Origin of the sequence: Polaromonas sp. (assembly GCF_018780625.1) — a bacterium.
GTDB lineage: Bacteria > Pseudomonadota > Gammaproteobacteria > Burkholderiales > Burkholderiaceae_C > Polaromonas.
On sequence record NZ_JADMJK010000166.1, the window covers coordinates 1 to 18,014 of the forward strand.

At 65.7% G+C, this 18,014-nt stretch carries 20 protein-coding genes; 13 read left to right on the plus strand and 7 right to left on the minus strand.

All coding sequences use genetic code 11. The features are described from left to right. Positions 1-140: 140 nt before the first annotated feature. Genes gspF through IV091_RS13320 form a run of 9 tightly spaced genes read left to right on the plus strand, consistent with a single transcriptional unit; the run spans position 141 to position 8,826 of the window. Complete coding sequence (gene gspF / locus IV091_RS13280) at positions 141-1,376, plus strand: type II secretion system inner membrane protein GspF (protein ID WP_293469488.1); 1,236 nt, start codon at positions 141-143, stop codon at positions 1,374-1,376. 12 nt (positions 1,377-1,388) lie between these two features. After that, positions 1,389-1,688: a hypothetical protein gene (locus IV091_RS13285; RefSeq protein ID WP_293469542.1), complete on the plus strand. Its 300-nt coding sequence runs from the start codon at positions 1,389-1,391 to the stop codon at positions 1,686-1,688. Further along, on the plus strand, positions 1,669-1,914 hold the full coding sequence (locus IV091_RS13290) for a cysteine-rich CWC family protein (RefSeq protein WP_293469490.1): 246 nt from the start codon (positions 1,669-1,671) through the stop codon (positions 1,912-1,914). The genes IV091_RS13285 and IV091_RS13290 overlap by 20 nt, the downstream gene beginning before the upstream one ends. Further along, the gene (gene cobT, locus IV091_RS13295; protein WP_293469492.1) at positions 1,865-2,938 is read left to right on the plus strand and encodes a nicotinate-nucleotide--dimethylbenzimidazole phosphoribosyltransferase; all 1,074 of its coding nucleotides are present in this window, start codon (positions 1,865-1,867) and stop codon (positions 2,936-2,938) included. The genes IV091_RS13290 and cobT overlap by 50 nt, the downstream gene beginning before the upstream one ends. 17 nt (positions 2,939-2,955) lie before the next feature. Further along, positions 2,956-3,762 (plus strand): adenosylcobinamide-GDP ribazoletransferase, encoded by an 807-nt coding sequence (gene cobS, locus IV091_RS13300; RefSeq protein WP_293469494.1) that lies wholly within the window; start codon positions 2,956-2,958, stop codon positions 3,760-3,762. Further along, positions 3,759-4,334 carry a histidine phosphatase family protein gene (locus tag IV091_RS13305; protein WP_293469496.1) on the plus strand — a complete coding sequence of 192 codons (576 nt, stop codon included), beginning with the start codon at positions 3,759-3,761 and terminating at the stop codon, positions 4,332-4,334. The genes cobS and IV091_RS13305 overlap by 4 nt, the downstream gene beginning before the upstream one ends. 14 nt (positions 4,335-4,348) lie before the next feature. Next, the gene (locus IV091_RS13310) at positions 4,349-5,302 is read left to right on the plus strand and encodes a 5'-nucleotidase (protein ID WP_293469498.1); all 954 of its coding nucleotides are present in this window, start codon (positions 4,349-4,351) and stop codon (positions 5,300-5,302) included. 23 nt (positions 5,303-5,325) lie between these two features. Continuing rightward, positions 5,326-7,188: an ABC transporter ATP-binding protein/permease gene (locus tag IV091_RS13315; RefSeq protein WP_293469500.1), complete on the plus strand. Its 1,863-nt coding sequence runs from the start codon at positions 5,326-5,328 to the stop codon at positions 7,186-7,188. Positions 7,189-7,200: 12 nt separating this feature from the next. Beyond that, positions 7,201-8,826, plus strand: coding sequence for an MFS transporter (locus IV091_RS13320; RefSeq protein ID WP_293469501.1), 1,626 nt, complete (start codon positions 7,201-7,203; stop codon positions 8,824-8,826). Here IV091_RS13320 and queC read toward each other — a convergent pair. The 3 genes from queC to IV091_RS13335 form a co-directional block, all read right to left on the minus strand. Next, positions 8,808-9,506, minus strand: coding sequence for a 7-cyano-7-deazaguanine synthase QueC (gene queC / locus IV091_RS13325; protein ID WP_293469502.1), 699 nt, complete (start codon positions 9,504-9,506; stop codon positions 8,808-8,810). The two genes, IV091_RS13320 and queC, sit on opposite strands and share 19 nt — an antisense overlap. A gap of 90 nt (positions 9,507-9,596) precedes the next feature. Continuing rightward, positions 9,597-10,610: a ribonuclease Z gene (locus tag IV091_RS13330; RefSeq protein ID WP_293469504.1), complete on the minus strand. Its 1,014-nt coding sequence runs from the start codon at positions 10,608-10,610 to the stop codon at positions 9,597-9,599. A gap of 16 nt (positions 10,611-10,626) precedes the next feature. Next, a complete protein-coding gene (locus IV091_RS13335; protein WP_293469506.1) occupies positions 10,627-10,890 on the minus strand; it encodes a DUF504 domain-containing protein in 264 nt (87 codons plus the stop codon). 164 nt (positions 10,891-11,054) lie between these two features. On the opposite strand from IV091_RS13335, the gene IV091_RS13340 reads away from it, so the two are divergent. After that, the gene (locus IV091_RS13340; RefSeq protein ID WP_293469508.1) at positions 11,055-11,252 is read left to right on the plus strand and encodes a DUF2892 domain-containing protein; all 198 of its coding nucleotides are present in this window, start codon (positions 11,055-11,057) and stop codon (positions 11,250-11,252) included. A gap of 17 nt (positions 11,253-11,269) precedes the next feature. On the opposite strand, the gene IV091_RS13345 is transcribed toward IV091_RS13340, so the two are convergent. Beyond that, on the minus strand, positions 11,270-11,614 hold the full coding sequence (locus tag IV091_RS13345) for a thioredoxin family protein (protein WP_293469510.1): 345 nt from the start codon (positions 11,612-11,614) through the stop codon (positions 11,270-11,272). A 92-nt stretch (positions 11,615-11,706) separates the two neighbouring features. On the opposite strand from IV091_RS13345, the gene IV091_RS13350 reads away from it, so the two are divergent. Continuing rightward, complete coding sequence (locus IV091_RS13350) at positions 11,707-12,066, plus strand: cytochrome C (protein ID WP_293469512.1); 360 nt, start codon at positions 11,707-11,709, stop codon at positions 12,064-12,066. On the opposite strand, the gene dinG is transcribed toward IV091_RS13350, so the two are convergent. Next, complete coding sequence (dinG, locus tag IV091_RS13355) at positions 11,997-14,237, minus strand: ATP-dependent DNA helicase DinG (protein ID WP_293469514.1); 2,241 nt, start codon at positions 14,235-14,237, stop codon at positions 11,997-11,999. The genes IV091_RS13350 and dinG overlap by 70 nt on opposite strands. A 250-nt stretch (positions 14,238-14,487) precedes the next feature. Here dinG and IV091_RS13360 point away from each other — a divergent pair, with 250 nt between their 5' ends. Together IV091_RS13360 and IV091_RS13365 are read left to right on the plus strand one after the other, a co-directional pair. After that, entirely contained in the window at positions 14,488-16,182 is a 1,695-nt protein-coding gene (locus IV091_RS13360) for an L-lactate permease (RefSeq protein WP_293469516.1), read from the plus strand. 137 nt (positions 16,183-16,319) lie between these two features. After that, on the plus strand, positions 16,320-16,733 hold the full coding sequence (locus IV091_RS13365) for a PDZ domain-containing protein (protein WP_293469518.1): 414 nt from the start codon (positions 16,320-16,322) through the stop codon (positions 16,731-16,733). Positions 16,734-16,795: 62 nt separating this feature from the next. Here the strand turns inward: IV091_RS13365 and IV091_RS13370 are convergent, their stop codons facing one another. Together IV091_RS13370 and IV091_RS13375 are read right to left on the minus strand one after the other, a co-directional pair. Then, the gene (locus tag IV091_RS13370; RefSeq protein WP_293469520.1) at positions 16,796-17,755 is read right to left on the minus strand and encodes a hypothetical protein; all 960 of its coding nucleotides are present in this window, start codon (positions 17,753-17,755) and stop codon (positions 16,796-16,798) included. Between the two features lie 67 nt (positions 17,756-17,822). After that, a partial coding sequence (locus IV091_RS13375; protein WP_293469522.1) for a hypothetical protein occupies positions 17,823-18,014 on the minus strand: 192 nt, incomplete at its 5' end.

Here is an 18,014-nt window from a genome sequence, read left to right on the forward strand (position 1 = left end):
ATGGCCCCCACGCTTGTCACTTCGTGTACTGCGCTGCCCCCCGAGGGGGCTGAACTTCGCTTGGGGCGGCCCGGCGCTTCGTTCGCCTGCACGCTTGGCACAACAGACACCGCGTCAATTGACTCGAACCGCTAAGCACTATGCCTGCCTATTCCTTTGAAGCACTGACCGCCGAGGGTGCCACCCGCAAGGGGGTGATCGAGGCCGACAACGCCCGGGCCGCGCGCGGCCTGCTGCGGACGCAGGCGCTGGTGCCGCTGGCGGTCGAGCCGGTGGGTGCGGCGGGCGGCGGCGCGGGCGCCAAGCCCAGGGGCTGGTCCACCAATGTCTGGAGCGCGCGCGTGTTCAGCAGCGCGGCACTGGCGATCTGGACGCGCCAGATCGCCGGACTGGTGACATCAGGCCTACCGCTGGAGCGGGCGCTGACCGCCCTGGCCGACGAGGCCGACAAGGAAAACCAGCGCAATCTGGTGGCCGCGCTGCGCGCCGAAGTCAACGGCGGGGCCACCTTTGCCACGGCGCTGGCGCAGTACCCGCGCGAATTTCCCGGCACCTACTGCGCCGTGGTCGGCGCGGGCGAGCACAGCGGCAACCTCGGGCTGGTGCTCGAACGCCTGGCCGACGACCTGGAGCAAAGCCAGGAGCTCAAGGCCCAGCTGGTGGGCGCGGCGCTCTACCCGGCCATCGTGACGCTGGTGGCGGTGGTGATCGTGATGTTTTTGCTCGGCTACGTGGTGCCGCAGGTGGCAGAGGTGTTTGCCGGCAGCAAACGCGCGCTGCCGATGCTGACCATCATCATGCTGGGACTGGGAAACTTTGTAAAAACCCAGGGCTGGCTGATTCTGCTTGTTATTATTTTGATAGCTATTGGCGCCCGTATCGCTTGGACTCGCGCCTCTTTTCGTGAAAAATTTGATGCCGCGTGGCTGACGCTGCCGATTTTAGGAAAGCTCGCACGCGGCTACAACGCCGCGCGTTTTGCCGGCACGCTGGCCATGCTGGCGGCGGCGGGCGTGCCGATTTTGAAGGCGCTGCAGGCCGCAGCCGAAACGCTGTCCAACCGCGCCATGCGCACCGATGCGATGGACGCCCTGATCATGGTGCGCGAAGGCGCGCCGCTGGCCTCGGCGCTGGCGCAGAAAAAGCGCTTTCCGGGCCTGCTCAGCATGTTTGCCCGGCTGGGCGAGCAGACCGGCCAGCTGCCGGTGATGCTGGACCGCGCCGCGCGCCAGCTCAGCACCGAAGTGCAGCGCCGCGCCCTGCAACTGGCCACGCTGCTGGAGCCGCTGCTGATCGTGGCGATGGGGGTGGTCGTGATGCTGATCGTGCTGGCCGTGCTGCTGCCCATCATCCAGCTCAACCAGCTCGCCAAATAAGGAAGCGGGAAATTGCAAAAATACCCTTCATTCACTTTCGTCATTGCGAGCCACCCGTTTTGTTCCGTTCCAGAATCGCACACCAACCCTGAACCGGCGCAATCTATCTTTGTCATTGCGAACGAAGTGCGGCAATCCATGCCCCCGCTTTTTCGACGATGGATCGCCACGGCCTGCGGCCTCGCGATGACGAATCGGTGGACGGTTCAAGTTCCGTGCGCGGTATCGGTACAGATACAGAAAGCGCGCGATGACGACGGTATTGTGGTGACCTCCACACCCGAAAGCCGCCATGACCGCCAACACGGCTGACCGTCCCAACACCTCGCGCTGCCCGCGCTGCGGCGCCGGCTTGCGCTGCGGCATGGTGGCCGGGGATGCCGAATGCTGGTGCACCCAGCTCCCCCTGGTCATGCCGGTGCCACCCTCCACCCCCGCAGGCAGCGCCGCTTCATGCTACTGCCCTGCCTGTTTGACACACATCACCAATGACCGACTCCGCGCTTCCACACTCCCGCCTGCAACTGCCCCCGATTGAGCCTACCGCCGACGGGCCCTTGGCGGCCCGGCTGCAGCACAAGATTGACCACAAGACCAAGCCGCTGGGCGCGCTGGGCCAGCTTGAAACGCTGGCGCTGCAACTGGGCCTGATCCAGCGCAGCGACACCATTGCCTTGCACACGCCGCAAATGGTGGTGTTTGCCGCCGACCACGGCATTGCGGCCGAAGGCGTGTCGGCCTACCCGCAGGCGGTCACGGTGCAAATGGTGGCCAACATGCTGGCCGGCGGCGCGGCCATCAATGTGTTTGCCCGCCAGCACGGCTTTGCGCTGCAGGTGGTCGATGCCGGCGTGGCGGCCGAGCTGCCCGCGCACCCGCAACTGCTGGCGCGCAAGATCGCGATGGGCACCCAAAACCTGTGCCTCGAGCCCGCCATGACACCAACCCAGGCCCAAGAAGCACTGCACGCGGGTATGGCCGTGGTGCAGGCCTTGCCGGGCAATGTGGTGGCGTTTGGCGAAATGGGCATTGCCAACACCTCGCCCGCCGCGCTGCTGCTGGTGCGGCTGACCGGCGCCCGCCTGGAAGACGCCACCGGACGCGGCACCGGCCTGAACGACGCGCAGCTGCTGGCCAAGCAGGCCGTGCTGGCGCGCGCGCTGCTGCGCCACCCGGCCAGCGCGGCGCCCGACGCGGTGGCTGAACTGGCCGCGCTGGGCGGCTTTGAAATTGCCATGATGGCCGGCGCCATGCTGCAGGCGGCCAGCGAGCGCCGGGTGGTGCTGGTCGACGGTTTCATTGCCGGCGTGGCCGCGCTGGTGGCGCAGCGCCTGGCACCGCAAGCGCAGGACTACATGGTGTTTTGCCACCGCTCGGCCGAACCCGGCCACCGCCTGCTGCTGGCGCACCTGGGTGCCCGGCCCTTGCTGGAGCTCGACTTGCGGCTGGGCGAAGGCACGGGCGCGCTGCTGGCCTGGCCGCTGGTGCAGTCGGCGGCCCGCTTCCTCCATGAAATGGCGAGCTTCGAGTCGGCTGGCGTAAGCGGCCAGGACGCCGCCTGAACCGGCCCGCCCTCCTGATGCGCCAGTTCGTCCGCGAATACCTGCTGGCGGTGCAGTTCTTCACCCGCATCCCGGTCACCGGCCGGCTGGCGGGCTGGGTCGGCTTCAGCCCCGAGATGCTGCGCGCCAGCGCGGCCCACTTTCCGGGCGTTGGCGTGGTGGTGGGCACGGTGGCAGCCGCCGTGTTTGCGCTGCTGCAGGCCGCGCTGCCTGACACGCTTTTTGCCCCGCTGGTGGCGGCGGCCCTGTCCACCGTGGCGACGGTGATGCTGACCGGCGGCTTTCATGAAGACGGCCTGGCCGATGTCGCCGATGGCCTGGGCGGCAGCTACAACCGCGAACGCGCGCTGGAGATCATGAAGGATTCGCGCGTGGGCGCCTTTGGCGCGCTGGCGCTGGTGCTGGTGCTGCTGTGCAAGGTCGCGCTGCTGGCGTTGCTGGGTTCGCAGGGTTTGGGCATCGGCTACATCTGCGCCGCCCTGCTGGCCGGCCATGTGGTGTCGCGCTTTGTGCCGCTGCTGCTGGTTTACAGCCTGCCGCATGTGGGCGACACCGCACAGTCCAAGTCCAAGCCGCTGGCCGACCAGATCACGCCGGGCCGCCTGCTGATCGCCTTTCTATGGTCTTTTGGTGCGCTGGCGCTCGCCAATATTTCGCTTCCTGCTATTGATTTGCTAGTAGCCTGCGCCGCCGCAGGGCTGGCGCTGCTGTGGATGGCGCGGCTGTTCAGGCGCCGGCTGCAGGGCTTTACCGGCGACTGCCTGGGCGCTACGCAGCAGGTCTGCGAGGTCGCTTTTTATCTGGGGCTGGCAGTTTCACCATGAAGCTCTGGCTGGTCCGCCACGCACAGCCGCTGGTGGCCAGCGGCATTTGCTATGGCCGGCTTGATGTGGCGGCCGATGCGCCGGCCACCGCGCAATGCGCCCATGCCCTGGCTGGGCTGCTGCCGCCCGGCACCCGCGTGCGCAGCTCGCCGCTACAAAGATGTGAGCAGCTGGCATCCGCACTGTATGGGCTAAGGCCCGATCTGGCTTATAAAATCGAGCCGCGCCTGCAGGAAATGGATTTTGGCCAATGGGAAGGCCGGGCCTGGCTGGGCATTGCCCCCGCCGAACTCGCAGCCTGGACCGATGATTTTGCCGACCATGCGGTGGGCCACAGCGGCGAGTGCGTGCGCGGCTTCATGGCGCGGGTGGGCGCGGTGATCGACAGCCTGCAGGGCCCCTCCGACACGCTGTGGATCACCCACGCGGGCGTGATCCGGGCAGTTGACCTGCTGGCCCAGGGCGTGCGCCACCCTGAGCAGGCCAGCCAGTGGCCCCTGGACGCGCCAAACTATGGACAATGGCGCACACTGGTGCTGCCCATCGGCCAGGCGCAGACAAACAGTACATAAAACAAGGCATTCCCATGGCGGCAAATCTGGACGGGCAACTGGTGGTGGCGATTTCATCGCGCGCCCTGTTTGACTTTGAAGAAGAAAACCTCGTGTTTGAAGCCGGCCTGGACCAGGATCCGGTGCAGGGCGAGAAAAAAGACGGCGCCTACATGCAGCTGCAGCTGGCGCGGCTGGACCTGCCGGCCAGGCCGGGCGTGGCGTTTTCGCTGGTCAAAAAGCTGCTGGCTTTCAACGAAGCCCCCGAGAGCCCGGACGAGCCCGCCAGCCAGCGCGTGGAAGTCGTGATCTTGTCGCGCAACGACCCGGTTTCGGGCATGCGGGTATTCCGCTCGGCCGACGCCAACAAGCTCAAACTGGAGCGCGGCGTGTTCACCAAGGGCCGCGCGCCCTACAACTACCTGCGGCCCCTGAAGGCCAACCTCTTTTTGTCAGCCAACCCCGAAGACGTGCGGGCCGCGCTGGACGCCGGCTTTGCGGCGGCCACCGTGGCCATGCATTCGGTGCACGCCAAAAGCACCTACCCCAATGAGGTGCGCATTGCCTTTGACGGCGATGCGGTGCTGTTTTCAGACGAGGCCGAGCGCGTGTTCCAGGCCCAGGGCCTGTCGGCATTTCAGCAGCACGAGCGCGACAAGGCGGGGCAGCCGCTGCTGGCCGGCCCGTTCAAGCCGCTGCTGCAGGCCCTGCACCGGCTGCAGCAGGCCGGCACGCCCCACATGCGCATACGCACCGCGCTGGTCACCGCGCGCAGCGCCCCGGCGCACGAGCGCGCCATCCGCACGCTGATGGACTGGAACATCGAGGTCGATGAAGCGATGTTTCTGGGCGGCCTGGCCAAGGGCGAGTTTCTGCGCGAATTCGAGCCCGACTTTTTCTTTGACGACCAGAGCGGCCATGTCCACTCGGCGGCCCAGCATGTGCCCTCGGGCCACGTGGCCAGCGGCGTTTCCAACCCGCTGCCCTGACAGCGCAAACCCGGTTTTCATCCATGCACCTGCTTGCCCGCCTACGCCTCAAACTCAGCGCCTTCAGGGTGTTTGCCGCCCGTGTCTGGGCCCTTTCGGCGCCCTACTTCAGGAGTGAAGAAAAATGGAAGGCGCGCGGCCTGCTGGCCGCCATCGTGCTGCTCAACCTGGCCGCGGTCTACATGCTGGTGCTGCTCAATGAGTGGAACCGGGTGTTTTACGACGCGCTGCAAAACAAGGACGAGGCGGTGTTCTGGACCCAGCTGGCGCGCTTTACCTACCTGGCGTTCGCCTTCATCCTGATTGCCGTCTACCGCTTTTACCTGACCCAGCTGCTGGAGGTGCGCTGGCGCGCCTGGATGACCACGCACTACCTGCAGCGCTGGCTGGCCGACCATGCGTTCTACAAGCTGGAACTGGCGCGCTTTACCGGCGGCGACCTGGCCGCCGCCAACACCCTGAACACCAGCAAGACGCCGGACAACCCGGACCAGCGGATTCAGGAGGACATCAACCAGTTCACCACCTACAGCATTTCGCTAAGCATGGGGCTGCTCAATGCCGTGGTCACGCTGCTGAGTTTTGTCGGCATCCTGTGGACGCTGTCGGGCGCGTTTGCCTTCACGCTGGGCGGCGCCAGCTACAGCATTCCGGGCTTCATGGTCTGGATGGCGGTACTGTACTGCACCGTGGGTAGCATCATCACGCACTACATCGGCCGGCCGCAGATCAAGCTCAACTTCCAGCAGCAGCGCGTTGAAGCCGACTTTCGCCACCACATGGTGCGGGTGCGCGAATACAGCGAGTCGATTGCGCTGGACAAGGGCGAAGCAGTGGAACGCAGCCACCTGGACACCCGTTTTGCGGCCGTGCTGGCCAACTACCTCAAGCTGATCAAGAAGCAGAAAAACCTGGTCTGGTTCACCAATTTTTTTGGCCAGGCAGCCGTGGTGTTTCCGTTCATCGTGGCGGCGCCACGCTTTTTCAGCGGCGCGATCCAGCTCGGGCAACTGATGCAGATTGCGTCGGCTTTTGGGCGCGTGCAAGACTCGCTGAGCTGGCTGGTCGACAACTACAGCAGCCTGGCGGCCTGGCGCGCCACCACCGACCGCCTGACCAGTTTTGAAGACAATATTGCCGCCCTGGCCCAGCAGGCACGAGAACAAGCAGCTACTAATACGATAGCAAACCAGCAACACCCGCTGGCGGGCGCCGACACGCTGGCCGTCAGCGGACTAAACCTGGCCCTGCCCACAGGCGCCACGCTGCTGAGCGGCCTGTCGCTGCAGGCCGGCCCCGGTGAAAGCGTGCTGGTCAAGGGTCCTTCGGGCAGCGGAAAATCAACGCTGTTCCGGGCGCTGGCGGGCATCTGGCCGTTTGCCACCGGCCAGGCGCAGCTGCCGCAAGACGCGATGTTCATTCCGCAGCGCCCCTACTTCCCCGACGGCACGCTGCGCGATGCGCTGGCCTACCCGCTGCCGGCCGCGCAGTACAGCGACGCGGCGCTGCAGCAGGCGCTGAACGACGCCCTGCTGCCCAAGCTGGCCAGCCGGCTGGACGACCAGGACGCCTGGAGCCAGAAACTGTCGGGCGGCGAACAGCAGCGGCTGGCGATTGCCCGCGTGCTGCTGAAAAAGCCACGCTGGATCTTTGCCGACGAAGCCACCAGCGCGCTGGACGAAGGGGCCGAAACCCAGCTCTACGACAAGCTGCTGGCGCACGTCAAGGCGGCCCAGGGCAGCATCGTGTCGATTGCCCACCGCCCCAGCGTGGCCGCGTTTCACCGCACGCTGTGGGAACTTGAAAAGCTGCCCGAAGGCGCGCCAGCGCTGTACCGGATGCGCCAGCACCAGCAGATCAACAGCCCGCTGCCAGCCCAGCCATGAAACGAGCCCTGTATGCCTGAAGAAGCCGCCAAGATCACTGCCACGCCGTCCCTCTCGCCCTGGGAGCCGCTGAAGGTGCCGGTGTTCCGGCTGCTCTGGAGCACCTGGCTGGTGGCCAATATCTGCATGTGGATGAACGATGTGGCGGCCGCCTGGATGATGACCTCCATGACCACCTCGCCGCTCTGGGTGGCGCTGGTGCAGTCGGCTTCCACCTTGCCGGTGTTTTTGCTGGGGCTGCCCAGCGGCGCGCTGGCCGACATCCTGGACCGCCGGCGCTACTTCATCATGACGCAGTTCTGGGTGGCCGGCGTGGCCACGCTGCTGTGCATCGCCGTGCTCTCGGGCGTCATGACGCCAGCGCTGCTGCTGGTGCTGACCTTTGCCAACGGCATCGGCCTGGCCATGCGCTGGCCGGTGTTTGCCGCCATCATGCCGGAGCTGGTCACGCGCCCCCAGCTGCCGGCGGCGCTGGCCCTGAACGGCATTTCGATGAACGCCTCGCGCATCATCGGGCCGCTGGTGGCCGGCGCGCTGATTGCCAGCGCCGGCACCGAATATGTGTTTGTGCTCAACGCCGTGCTGTCGGTGGTGTCGGGCTTTGCCATCATGCGCTGGCGCCGCACCCATGTGCCCAGCCCGCTGGGCCGCGAACGCCTGGGCAGCGCCATGCGCGTGGGCCTGCAGTACGTGCGCCAGTCGGCCCGGCTGCGCGCGGTGCTGCTGCGCGTGGCGCTGTTTTTTCTGCATTCCACGGCGCTGCTGGCCATGCTGCCGCTGGTGGCGCGCGGCCTGCACGGCGGTGACGCCGGCACCTTCACGCTGCTGCTGGCGTCTATGGGTGCGGGCGCGATCGGGGCGGCGCTGTTTTTGCCGCGCCTGCGCCAGATGATGACGCGCGACACGCTGGTGATGCGTTCCACAGTGCTGCAGTCGGTGTCCATGGCCATGATGGCATTTGCCCCCAACACCTGGGTGGCGGTGCCGGCCATGCTGCTCAACGGCGCGGCCTGGATCACCTGTGCCAACTCGCTCAGCGTGTCGGCCCAGTTGTCGCTGCCCGACTGGGTGCGGGCGCGCGGCATGTCGATGTACCAGATGGCCATCATGGGCGCCAGCGCGCTGGGCGCGGCGCTGTGGGGCCAGGTGGCCACGCTGACCAGCGTGCAGACCGGCCTGGCGGTGGCCTCCGTGAGCGGCAGCGTGAGCATGCTGATGGCGCTGCGCTGGGTCACCGACCGCAACATGGAGGAGGACCTGACGCCGTCCAGCGAATTCAAGACGCCAGTGGCCGACGTGCCGCCCGGCGCCGGCAATCTGGTGGTGCGCATTGACTACCAGATCGACCCGGCGCGGGCCGACGACTTTCGCGCGCTGATGCAGGAAAGCCGCCGCAGCCGCCTGCGCCAGGGCGCGCTGGAGTGGGCGCTGCTGCGCGACGTCAACCAGCCGGGACACTTTACAGAGCAGATCGTGGACGAGTCCTGGACCGAGCACCTGCGCCGCTTTGGCCGCGTCACGGCCAGCGACGTGGCGCTGCGCGAGCGCAAGCTGGCCTTTCACATCGGCGACGCGCCGCCGCAGGTCAGCCGCAGCGTGGTGGAAGGCCCGGGTCGCGTTCAGGAGCGTTCGGAATAGCGCTCAAAACCGCGTGCCCGCAACTCGCAGGCCGGACAAGTGCCGCAGCCGTAGCCCCAAGCGTGCCGGTGCACGCGGTCGCCCAGGTAGCAGGTGTGGGTGTGCTCCACGATCAGGTCCACCAGCGGCTGCCCGCCCAGCGCATGCGCCAGCGCCCAGGTGTCGGCCTTGTCGATCCACATCAACGGGGTTTCAATCAGGAAGCGCTTGTCCATGCCCAGCGACAGCGCCAGCTGCATCGCCTTCATGGTGTCGTCGCGGCAGTCGGGGTAACCTGAAAAGTCGGTTTCGCACACGCCGGTGACCAGCACCTGCAGGTCGCGCCGGTAGGCCAGCGCGGCGGCCAGGGTCAGAAAAAGCAGGTTGCGGCCCGGCACAAAGGTGTTGGGCAGGCCGGAGCTTTCCATCTTGAAGGCCACGTCGCGCGTCAGCGAGCATTCACTGACCTGGCCCAGCACCGCCAGGTCGAGCAGGTGGTCTTCGCCCATCCTGGGGGCCCATTGCGGAAATTGGGTCTTGAATTCGCGCAGCACATTGAGCCGGGCGTCGAGCTCCACCTTGTGGCGCTGGCCGTAGTCAAAGGCGATGGTTTCGACGCGCTCGTATTTGGAAAGCGCCTGCGCCAGGCAGGTGGTGGAATCCTGACCGCCGGAAAAGAGAACGAGTGCCGAGGTGTGCATGTGAAGTGGGTAAAAGTGAACAAAGCTTGCGCGTGCCAATGCTACACAATCGTTTGACGGGCGCCGGCAACGCTAAAAAACAGAGGTCTGCTACGGCAAGCCGGCCCATGCCGCCTTGATCTCTGCGCGCAGTTCGGCCTCGCGGCCGGCGTAGCGCGGCGAAAAATGGAAGGGGATGACAAGTTTGGCGCCGGCCTCCCGCGCGATGTGACCGGCCTGGCGGGCGGTGAGGTGGTGCTTTCGGGCGGCATGGTCGGCGTCCTGCGCAAGAAACACGCATTCGATGAACAACTGGGTGGCGTCGGCCGCCAGTGCCGTGATGCGCTGCACGTTGCCCGGGTTAAACCCGACGTCGGTCACATAGCAGATCTTCTCGCCCGGCACCAATTGCAGCACCTCGGCCTTGAGCGCGCCCAGCGCCAGAACGCGTTCGTGCGCGCCGCCCGGGTCACTCCAGCAGGCGCGCACCGGCGTGTCGTCAGGGGCGCCTCGCATCACCGCGTCCTTGACAGCCTTCAGCCACGGCCCGACGGGAAGCCCGCGTTCGGCCAGCCGGTTCTTCCAGACGTTGACGTGCAGCTTTTCCTCGACCGCAAAGCTGAGGCAAGGCGTTCCGTGGTCCAGAAATGCGGCGCGAACGCGGAACGCCGGCGCATCGAGCAGCACGCCGTCCTTCAGTTGCCGCGGTGCCAGCGGCTCGCCCTGAAAACGATTGCGGCAGCGCAGCCGCGTGCCGTGGGCTTGCCACCCGGCATCGACCTCCCAGACATCGATCACGAAGTCGCCGGGGTAGTTCTCGACCAGATTCCAGGTGTAGGCGGCCAGCTTGTGCCCGACCTGGGCTGCAAAGCCGGGCGGGCCGTAAAAGCGCATGGCCTTGTTGCGGCCCAGGCAAATGCGCAGCAGCCGGTCAAACCCGAAAAAATGGTCCATGTGGGTGTGCGACACAAAGACATCCGAAATCCGCAGTATCTTTTTAGGCGGCAGCGCCGTGAGATCGCCAAGATCGAACAGCAGCGCCCGTTTCTCGAACATGAAATCGACATAGAGCCCCGGGTCGCCGAAGGGCTCGTTGACAAGTTCGGGGCTGAACGTTGGGCGCATGGCGGGGCAGCCTTGGTCATGCGGGCGGCGCGTGGCGGTGCCAGATCAGCACGTCGTTGCGCCACACGCTCCGCACGCGGTGGTAGGGGACGGTGTGGGCCGTGCCGTCTTCAGCCTGCACCCCGAATCCAAACCCTTCCCCCGGCGGGAACCGGATGTGCTCCAGCGGCACCTGGACCTGCGCCCGGGTGATGCGGTCATAGTAGCCAATCACGAACCGCGCTGCCCCGAATTCGGGATCCCACCGGACACGGGCCAGCAACGCGTGGATGGGCGTCATGGGCAAACAGGGCGTGGCATCATTTCCAGCGAAGTATGGCGCCATCAGCGGATTTTTGCAGGTTCGCGCCCAAAACGCGCTACCGGGTGATGCAAATCACAGACAAGGAGCGCGCCAACGCGTCCAATACAGCTTTCAACCATTTCTTTCAAAGGGAAACAGCCATGAAAAAAAACGTCGGCGGCATTGACCGCATGTTGCGCATCGCGCTGGGCCTGGTGCTGATCGGCCTGGCCGCCACCAACACCGTGGGCGTGTGGGGCTGGATCGGCATTGTGCCGCTGGCCACCGGCCTGATTGGCTGGTGCCCGCCCTACGCGCTGCTTGGCTGGAGCACCTGTTCCATGAAAAACAAGACCTGAGCGCCCCCTGAGCGCCGTTACCGGCTGGCGTCCTGCCACAGCCGGTAAACACGCTCAATCTGCGCGGCCAGTTCTTGCAGGCTGAAGCTGCGCGCCCGCTCCAGGCACAGCTGACCTTCAATGAACAGCTGCACCACCGGCAGCGTGAAAACGCCGTGCTGCGCGCAACAGCCGGGCAACAGCGCGCAGTCCACATAGGCCAGCGCGATGTCCGGAAACTGCTGCGCCATCAGGCCTTCGAGCCTGGGTTTGATGGCCTGGCAGACGCCGCAGTGCGCGCCGCCAAACAAAACCAGCAAGGCGGGCGCCGTCTTGTGCTGTTTCAGTGCTTCAAGTTGTTCGGCCGAGGTGATGTGGTGCATAAGCGCCCAAGCTTATGCCATTTCAAGCGACTTCCACATGGCAGGAACGCGACCTATACTGATTTGGGTCAGCCCCTCTTCAGGAGAAGAACATGCTTGCAAAACCGATTTCCGCCGTCCTGCTGGTGTCTCTGGCTTCACTGGCCGGCCTGGCCCGGGCCGAAGCGCCCCGCACCGGGGATGCTGCGCGCGGTGAACTGCTCTATGCCACGCACTGCATCACCTGCCACGGCGACCAGGTGCATTGGCGCGACAACAAACTCGTGACCGACTGGCGCAGTCTGCAGTCCGAAGTGGACCGCTGGCAAGTCCTGTCAGGCCTCGGCTGGAACCCGCAAGACATTGCGGACGTGGCACGCTACCTGAACACCGTGTATTACCGCTACCCCGCCGGGCTGCTCGGCCGCACCAACGGAAACGGTGGCAAGCCCGCCAAAATAGCCGGCCCGTAACGCATGGTGGCCAGGCGGGTGTCGCACACGGTGATCACGGCCCGGTCGGTCACGGTACGCACGCCGCGCCCGGCCCACTGCGCCAGCTTCATGCCGGCGCGGGGCACCGACAACTCCGTGAAAGGGTCGCGCCCCTGGGCGTTCAGCCACTCGGCCAACGCTTCCTCGACCGGCGAATTCGGCGGCGTGAACGGCAGTTTGTCAATCACCACATGCTCGCACAGCTGGCCCGGCAGGTCGATGCCTTCGCCGAAGGACTGCAGCCCAAAAATGATGCTGCGCTCGCCCGCGATCACGCGTCGGCCATGCTCCTTGAGCAGTTCGGTGCGCGAGCGCGCGCCCTGCACCTGCACCTGGGCCAGCAAATCGCTGGGCAGCGCAGCATGGCAGGCCTGCATCTGGCGTTTGGACGTGAACAGCACCAGCTGGCCATGCAGGTGCTCGCGCAGCAAGTCGGGCAGCTTCAGGCACAGCTCGTCTGAAAAGCCCGGGCTTTTGGGTGAATGCTTCATGGGGGCGATGCGCAGCTCGCCCTGTACGGCGTAGTCAAACGGCGAAGCTACGACCAGCGCGCGGCGGTCCGGGAAGCGGTTCATGCCGCTCAGTCGGTCAAAAAAGTCAAAGCTGCCGCAGGCGGTCAGCGTGGCCGAGGTGCAGACGGCGGCGCTGACGTTTTTCCACAGGCTTTTGGACAGCACCTGGGCCGCCGTCATGGGGCTGGCGCACAGCCAGGCGTCGACGGACGTGCCGCCCGCGTCCTCGACCCATTCCAGCCACTTGGCCCACGGCACCTTGTCGTGGGTGGCCCAGGCGCTGAAGAGTTTTTCAAGCGTGTCCAGCCGCGACAGAAACACGCCCAGCTCGACACCGGCACGGGCCTGCTCGTCACGCTCGGACGGCGACTGCGACTCATCGGGCTCCATCAGCGCCGACGCAATGCTGGACACCACCGACGTGATGGCGCGCAGCAGCGTGGCAAGCTGCTCGCACTCGGGAATCAGGGCTTCGGGAATCTGGCCCTGGGCAAAGCGGTGAACGGCCTTGTCGGCGCTGACCAGGCGGGCTTCGATCCAGTAGTTTTCAATCAGCGCCAGCTTGTCGGTGCAGCCGGTAATGAGCTGCGCAAACGCCACCGGGTCGGGCCGGGTCGAAGCCGGGAGCACGCGGCCATGGCGCAGCGCCACGGTGCGCAGGCTGGCCAGCAGCTTGATGCTGGTGCCCAGCCGGGCGCGGTACGAGAACTGGTCGGCTGCAATGCCAGGCAGGTGGTGGGCCTCGTCAAACACAAACAGCGTGTTGCCGGGGTCGATCAGCGTGCTGTCAGTCTGCAGGGTGGCCAGAATCAGCGCGTGGTTGGCGACCTGCAGCGTGGCGCTGGCGGCCTGGCGGCGGGCCCTGAAAAAGGCACAGCTTTTGAAATGCTCGCAGCGCCCGCCGTTGCAGGCATGGGCATTGGCCTGCACCTGGCGCCAGTCTTCAGGCTCGGGCGGCTGGGCCAGGCTGTCTATGTCGCCGTCCCAGCTGCCGGTGTGCAGCTTTTTGGCGGTGTTCTTGAACCAGCGCATGGCCTCGGCGCGGTCGCGCGGAATGCCTTTGGCCTGATTCCGCGCGTCGGCAAAGGCGTCCTGGAATTCGCCGGTCAGCAGGCCGTCCTGCGCCTCGTCGTTGATCACGCCGTCCAGCCGGCTTTCACAGACATAGCGGGCCCGGCCCTTGAGGATGTCGTAGCGCAGTTCGGGAATGATTTCAGCCAGACGCGGCAAGTCCTTCTGGAACAGCTGCTCCTGCAGGGCCACGGTGGCGGTCGACACAATCACGGTCTTCTTCAGCACCTCGGCCGCCACGATCGCCGCCAGGCAGTAGGCCACGGTCTTGCCGGTGCCGGTGCCGGCTTCCAGCTGCGCCAGGTTGTTGCCGCTGCGGTCCTCGTCGTCGGGCGCCTTGGCCGACAAAAACGTCAGCAGCGAGGCCTGCATCATCTGGTACTGGCCGGGGCGCGCAATAAAGCCGGGCCACGAAGCCGCGACTTCGCCATACAAAAGCTCCAGGCGGATGCGGGCCGCCTCCAGCAGTTCGGGGTCAATGCCGCGCTCGGACGCGTAGGCGGGCACGGCGGCGGCCGGGGCGCCGGGGGAAACCGCTGGCGACAGCGGCAGAAGTACGGGTGGCATGGCGGACAAACTCATCGCACCGATTATTGACGACACCGGGCAGGCAGCGGCAAAATCGCGCAGATTACACTTGCCGCGACGACGACCCGTCAAACAGCACCAAGGGCTGGCCGTTTGACGCACCGTTCACCCATTCACGACCGTTCGTGAACCTGGGGACTGACCACCTTGCAATGGCGCGATCCATTCGGGAAAAAGGCAGCAACACAGATGCCTTCATCAAAAAAATAGTTACCTGAAGGAATTCGGCATGAACCAGACTGTACTTTCTCTATTGGCCTTTGCGCCACTGGTACTGGCGGCCGTGCTGCTGGTCGGTCTTAACTGGCCGGCAAAACGCGCGATGCCGGTGGTGTTGCTGGTGACCATCCTGATTGCCCTGATGGCCTGGGACATGTCGGTCAACCGCGTCGTGGCCTCCGGCCTTCAGGGCTTGATATTGACCGGGGCCATCCTGTGGATCATCTTCGGCGCGATCTTGCTGCTCAACACCCTGAAACATTCCGGGGCCATCAAGGCCATACGCGGCGGCTTTTCCAACATCAGCCCGGATCGCCGGGTGCAGGTCGTCATCGTGGCGTGGCTGTTTGGCTGCTTCATCGAGGGCGCATCAGGCTTTGGCACACCGGCCGCCGTCGCCGCACCGTTGCTGGTGGCGCTGGGCTTTCCGGCGATGGGCGCCGTGATGCTGGGCATGATGGTTCAGTCCACGCCGGTGTCGTTCGGCGCGGTGGGCACGCCGATTGTGGTGGGCGTCTCGGGTGGACTCGACAAGGCCGGAATTTCCGGGCAGTTGATCGCCAAAGGCTCTGACTGGGAGACTTTTTACCGGCTGATCACGTCGGAGGTGGCGATCACGCATGCCATGATCGGCGTCCTGATGCCGCTGTTCATGTGCGTGATGCTGACGCGTTTTTTTGGCCGCAACAAATCCTGGAGCGAAGGCCTGGCGATTGCCCCGTTCGCGCTGTTTGCCGGTCTGGCTTTCGTGCTGCCGTATGCCGCCGCAGGTGTCTTCCTGGGCCCTGAATTTCCGTCCATGATTGGCGCGCTGGTGGGACTGGTCATTGTGGTGCCGGCTGCCAAAGCGGGCTTCCTGCTGCCTAAAACATCATGGGACTTTGCCGATGCCAGGGACTGGCCGGTCCAATGGATGGGCAGTATCGAAATCAAGCTCGACGAACTGACCGCCAAAGCGCCCATGTCGGTGGGCCTGGCCTGGCTGCCCTATCTGCTGCTGGCGGGCCTGCTGGTGCTATCGCGCGTCAATGCCGATGTCAAGGCTTTCTTCCTGAACAACCTGGTGCTGGGCTGGAAGAACATCCTGGGCGAAACCGGTTTGTCCGGCAGCATCGAGTTTCTCTACCTGCCGGGCGGCATCATGGTGATGGTGGTGCTGGCCACCTTTGTGCTGCAGCGCATGAAGTTTTCAGAGCTCAAGGCCGCCGTCAGCGAATCGTCGCGCACCTTGCTGGGCGCGGGCTTTGTGCTGATTTTCACGATTCCCATGGTCCGCATCCTGATCAACTCCGGGGTCAACCTGGCTGGCCTGCCGTCCATGCCCCGGGCCATGGCTGAACTGGTCGCCAGCAGCGTGGGCGGCGTTTTCCCGTTTTTCGCGCCGGCGGTTGGCGCGCTGGGCGCGTTCATTGCCGGCTCCAACACGGTGTCCAACCTGATGATGGCGCAGTTCCAGTTTGACACGGCGCAGCTGATCGGCGTGTCGGGCGCGATGCTGGTGGCGGCCCAGGCGGTGGGCGCGGCGGCAGGCAACATGATCGCCATTCACAACGTGGTGGCCGCCTCGGCCACGGTCGGGCTGCTCGGGCGCGAGGGCCAGGTGCTTCGCATGACCATTATTCCAACCACCTACTACCTGATCATGGCCGGCCTGCTGACGATGATTGCGATTCAGGTCCTGGGCGTCACTGATGCGCTGATGTAGGCGCAGGCGCGGCCGCTGGCTTGACAGCCTGCGGCAAACCCTGCGCCCATGACAAAGATCAAGCCGTTCGTCGCCTGTCACCTTAGCATCGTGTCTGGAGGCCTTGGCCTTGCGCCCCTTTTTCGAAAGGACGTCCCATGACACGCAAAAAACTGATCCTGTCGCTGATCGCAGCAGGTCTGGTGGTGGCGGCAACGTCTGTCGCGCTCACCATTTACCCCTCCTTCAGGCTGGGCTGGAACGACCCGGCCAGCACATCCACCAGCGCCGCCCCTGTTGCAAAACCCCGGCCCCTGGGCCTCACGCTGCGCCACCTCACCCAGAGCGAGAAAGCCAGGGCCGCACTACAGGGCGGCCTGCTCATCCAGGGCGTGACCGGCGCTGCGGCACGCGCCGGACTGGTGCCGGGCGAGGTCCTGCTGGCCATCAACGGTGTGGCCGTCAAGTCGGTGGAACAGGCGGCGAACGCGATGAACAAAAAGCACGACGGCGTGGAGCTGCTGATCCTGCGCCATGGCGAGCAGGTCTTTGTGCCCGTGGAGCCGGGCTGATATCGCCCGTCCCGAACGCTGTGCTGGATTGGGCCCCTGAAACGCCCTGATGGGCAAGCCCTTCAAAAACTCCCCCACCGTGCGCGGGAAAACGCATCGACGAAGCGCGCCAGCTGGTGCACCGGCAGATGGTCTATGCCCGCTGCGCCGGCCCGGCCGTCGCCACCAAAACACCGGCAAAACGCCGCCGCCCCGCGGGGGGAACGCAGCGGCGCACGCACGCTGACCGACAAGTCGCCTTGGGCCGTGGGCGTCAGCACGGCGTGCGCGCGCAGGGGCTCCGCCAACGCCAGGCGATTGCCCAGGCTGCCGGACACGCGCCGGCTCCAGGGCGCATCGGGCAAGAGGTAAACGCCCACCCGGCCATCCTGAAAATGCGGCTGCAGCGCTTGTGCCCGCCGCAGGTCCTGCTGCCGCAGCGCGTCCAGTTCCTGGCCCAGCGCCTCGCAGGCCAGAAAACCCAGTGGGTCCGGGTAGCGAACCAGTTTTTCATACAGCTGCGCGGGGCCGATGTACACATCCTGCGCACTGTCGCCATAGGCGTTGTAGTTGATCGCCTCCCCCAGCGACTGCAAGCGCCTGCGGTCCTCGAACCCCAGGCCCAGGCCCACGGCCAGGCGCTCGGCCGCCTCCGCCAGGTTGTCGCCGAAAGCCCCGACCACCGCCCAGGCCCGAAACCTGCCGCCCAGATGGCGGTCCACCAGCAAGCTGGTGCAGGTGTCGCTGGCCAGGTCGATATGCGCCTCTAGCAGCGGATGCACCGGGATCTCGCCAGCCTCGTGGTGGTCGAAGTAGCGCACCGACACGCCAGCGGCCAGCAGGCGCATCAGCGGCTGGCGGTTGCGCCGCATCGACACATCGCACACCAGCACGCTGTCACCGCGAACGGCCTGGACACGGCCGAGCAGCTCAATGTCGCGTTTTAGCCCCGTGACCAAACGGGTAGCCTGCGGATCATGCAGGCGCCACTGCACGACGGCGCACAGGCCGTCGGCATCCCCATTGCATACGTCGATGTTCATGGCCGTTCAGAGGACGCCCGGGGGCGTGCAGGACCGTGCAAGATCGCGTTGAATCGGCATGGCAACCCTAGTCCGCCTCCTGCTGCGCTTCGGGCTTTCTGTCGGGCGGCCGCATGAATTTTTTCTGGATCTCGGTCAGCTCCGCCACCCGCGCGGCGACCTTGTGATTGATGCTTCCGTCCGGATATTGGCCGCTGGCATCGGCCTGGCCCGCAGGCACGCCGGTGAGCAAGCTGATGGCCTGATCCACATGGTCCAC

Excerpts from the sequence above, each read along its gene's own strand:
- IV091_RS13320 (WP_293469501.1), top strand. The coding sequence starts at position 7,201 with ATGCCTGAAGAAGCCGCCAAGATCACTGCCACGCCGTCCCTCTCGCCC.
- IV091_RS13365 (WP_293469518.1), top strand. The coding sequence starts at position 16,320 with ATGACACGCAAAAAACTGATCCTGTCGCTGATCGCAGCAGGTCTGGTG.
- IV091_RS13310 (WP_293469498.1), top strand. The coding sequence starts at position 4,349 with ATGGCGGCAAATCTGGACGGGCAACTGGTGGTGGCGATTTCATCGCGC.
- IV091_RS13345 (WP_293469510.1), bottom strand. The coding sequence starts at position 11,614 with ATGCACCACATCACCTCGGCCGAACAACTTGAAGCACTGAAACAGCAC.
- IV091_RS13330 (WP_293469504.1), bottom strand. The coding sequence starts at position 10,610 with ATGCGCCCAACGTTCAGCCCCGAACTTGTCAACGAGCCCTTCGGCGAC.
- IV091_RS13340 (WP_293469508.1), top strand. The coding sequence starts at position 11,055 with ATGAAAAAAAACGTCGGCGGCATTGACCGCATGTTGCGCATCGCGCTG.
- IV091_RS13290 (WP_293469490.1), top strand. The coding sequence starts at position 1,669 with ATGACCGCCAACACGGCTGACCGTCCCAACACCTCGCGCTGCCCGCGC.
- IV091_RS13315 (WP_293469500.1), top strand. The coding sequence starts at position 5,326 with ATGCACCTGCTTGCCCGCCTACGCCTCAAACTCAGCGCCTTCAGGGTG.
- cobT (WP_293469492.1), top strand. The coding sequence starts at position 1,865 with ATGACCGACTCCGCGCTTCCACACTCCCGCCTGCAACTGCCCCCGATT.
- IV091_RS13360 (WP_293469516.1), top strand. The coding sequence starts at position 14,488 with ATGAACCAGACTGTACTTTCTCTATTGGCCTTTGCGCCACTGGTACTG.
- IV091_RS13350 (WP_293469512.1), top strand. The coding sequence starts at position 11,707 with ATGCTTGCAAAACCGATTTCCGCCGTCCTGCTGGTGTCTCTGGCTTCA.
- gspF (WP_293469488.1), top strand. The coding sequence starts at position 141 with ATGCCTGCCTATTCCTTTGAAGCACTGACCGCCGAGGGTGCCACCCGC.
- IV091_RS13305 (WP_293469496.1), top strand. The coding sequence starts at position 3,759 with ATGAAGCTCTGGCTGGTCCGCCACGCACAGCCGCTGGTGGCCAGCGGC.
- IV091_RS13370 (WP_293469520.1), bottom strand. The coding sequence starts at position 17,755 with ATGAACATCGACGTATGCAATGGGGATGCCGACGGCCTGTGCGCCGTC.
- queC (WP_293469502.1), bottom strand. The coding sequence starts at position 9,506 with ATGCACACCTCGGCACTCGTTCTCTTTTCCGGCGGTCAGGATTCCACC.
- IV091_RS13335 (WP_293469506.1), bottom strand. The coding sequence starts at position 10,890 with ATGACGCCCATCCACGCGTTGCTGGCCCGTGTCCGGTGGGATCCCGAA.
- dinG (WP_293469514.1), bottom strand. The coding sequence starts at position 14,237 with ATGCCACCCGTACTTCTGCCGCTGTCGCCAGCGGTTTCCCCCGGCGCC.
- cobS (WP_293469494.1), top strand. The coding sequence starts at position 2,956 with ATGCGCCAGTTCGTCCGCGAATACCTGCTGGCGGTGCAGTTCTTCACC.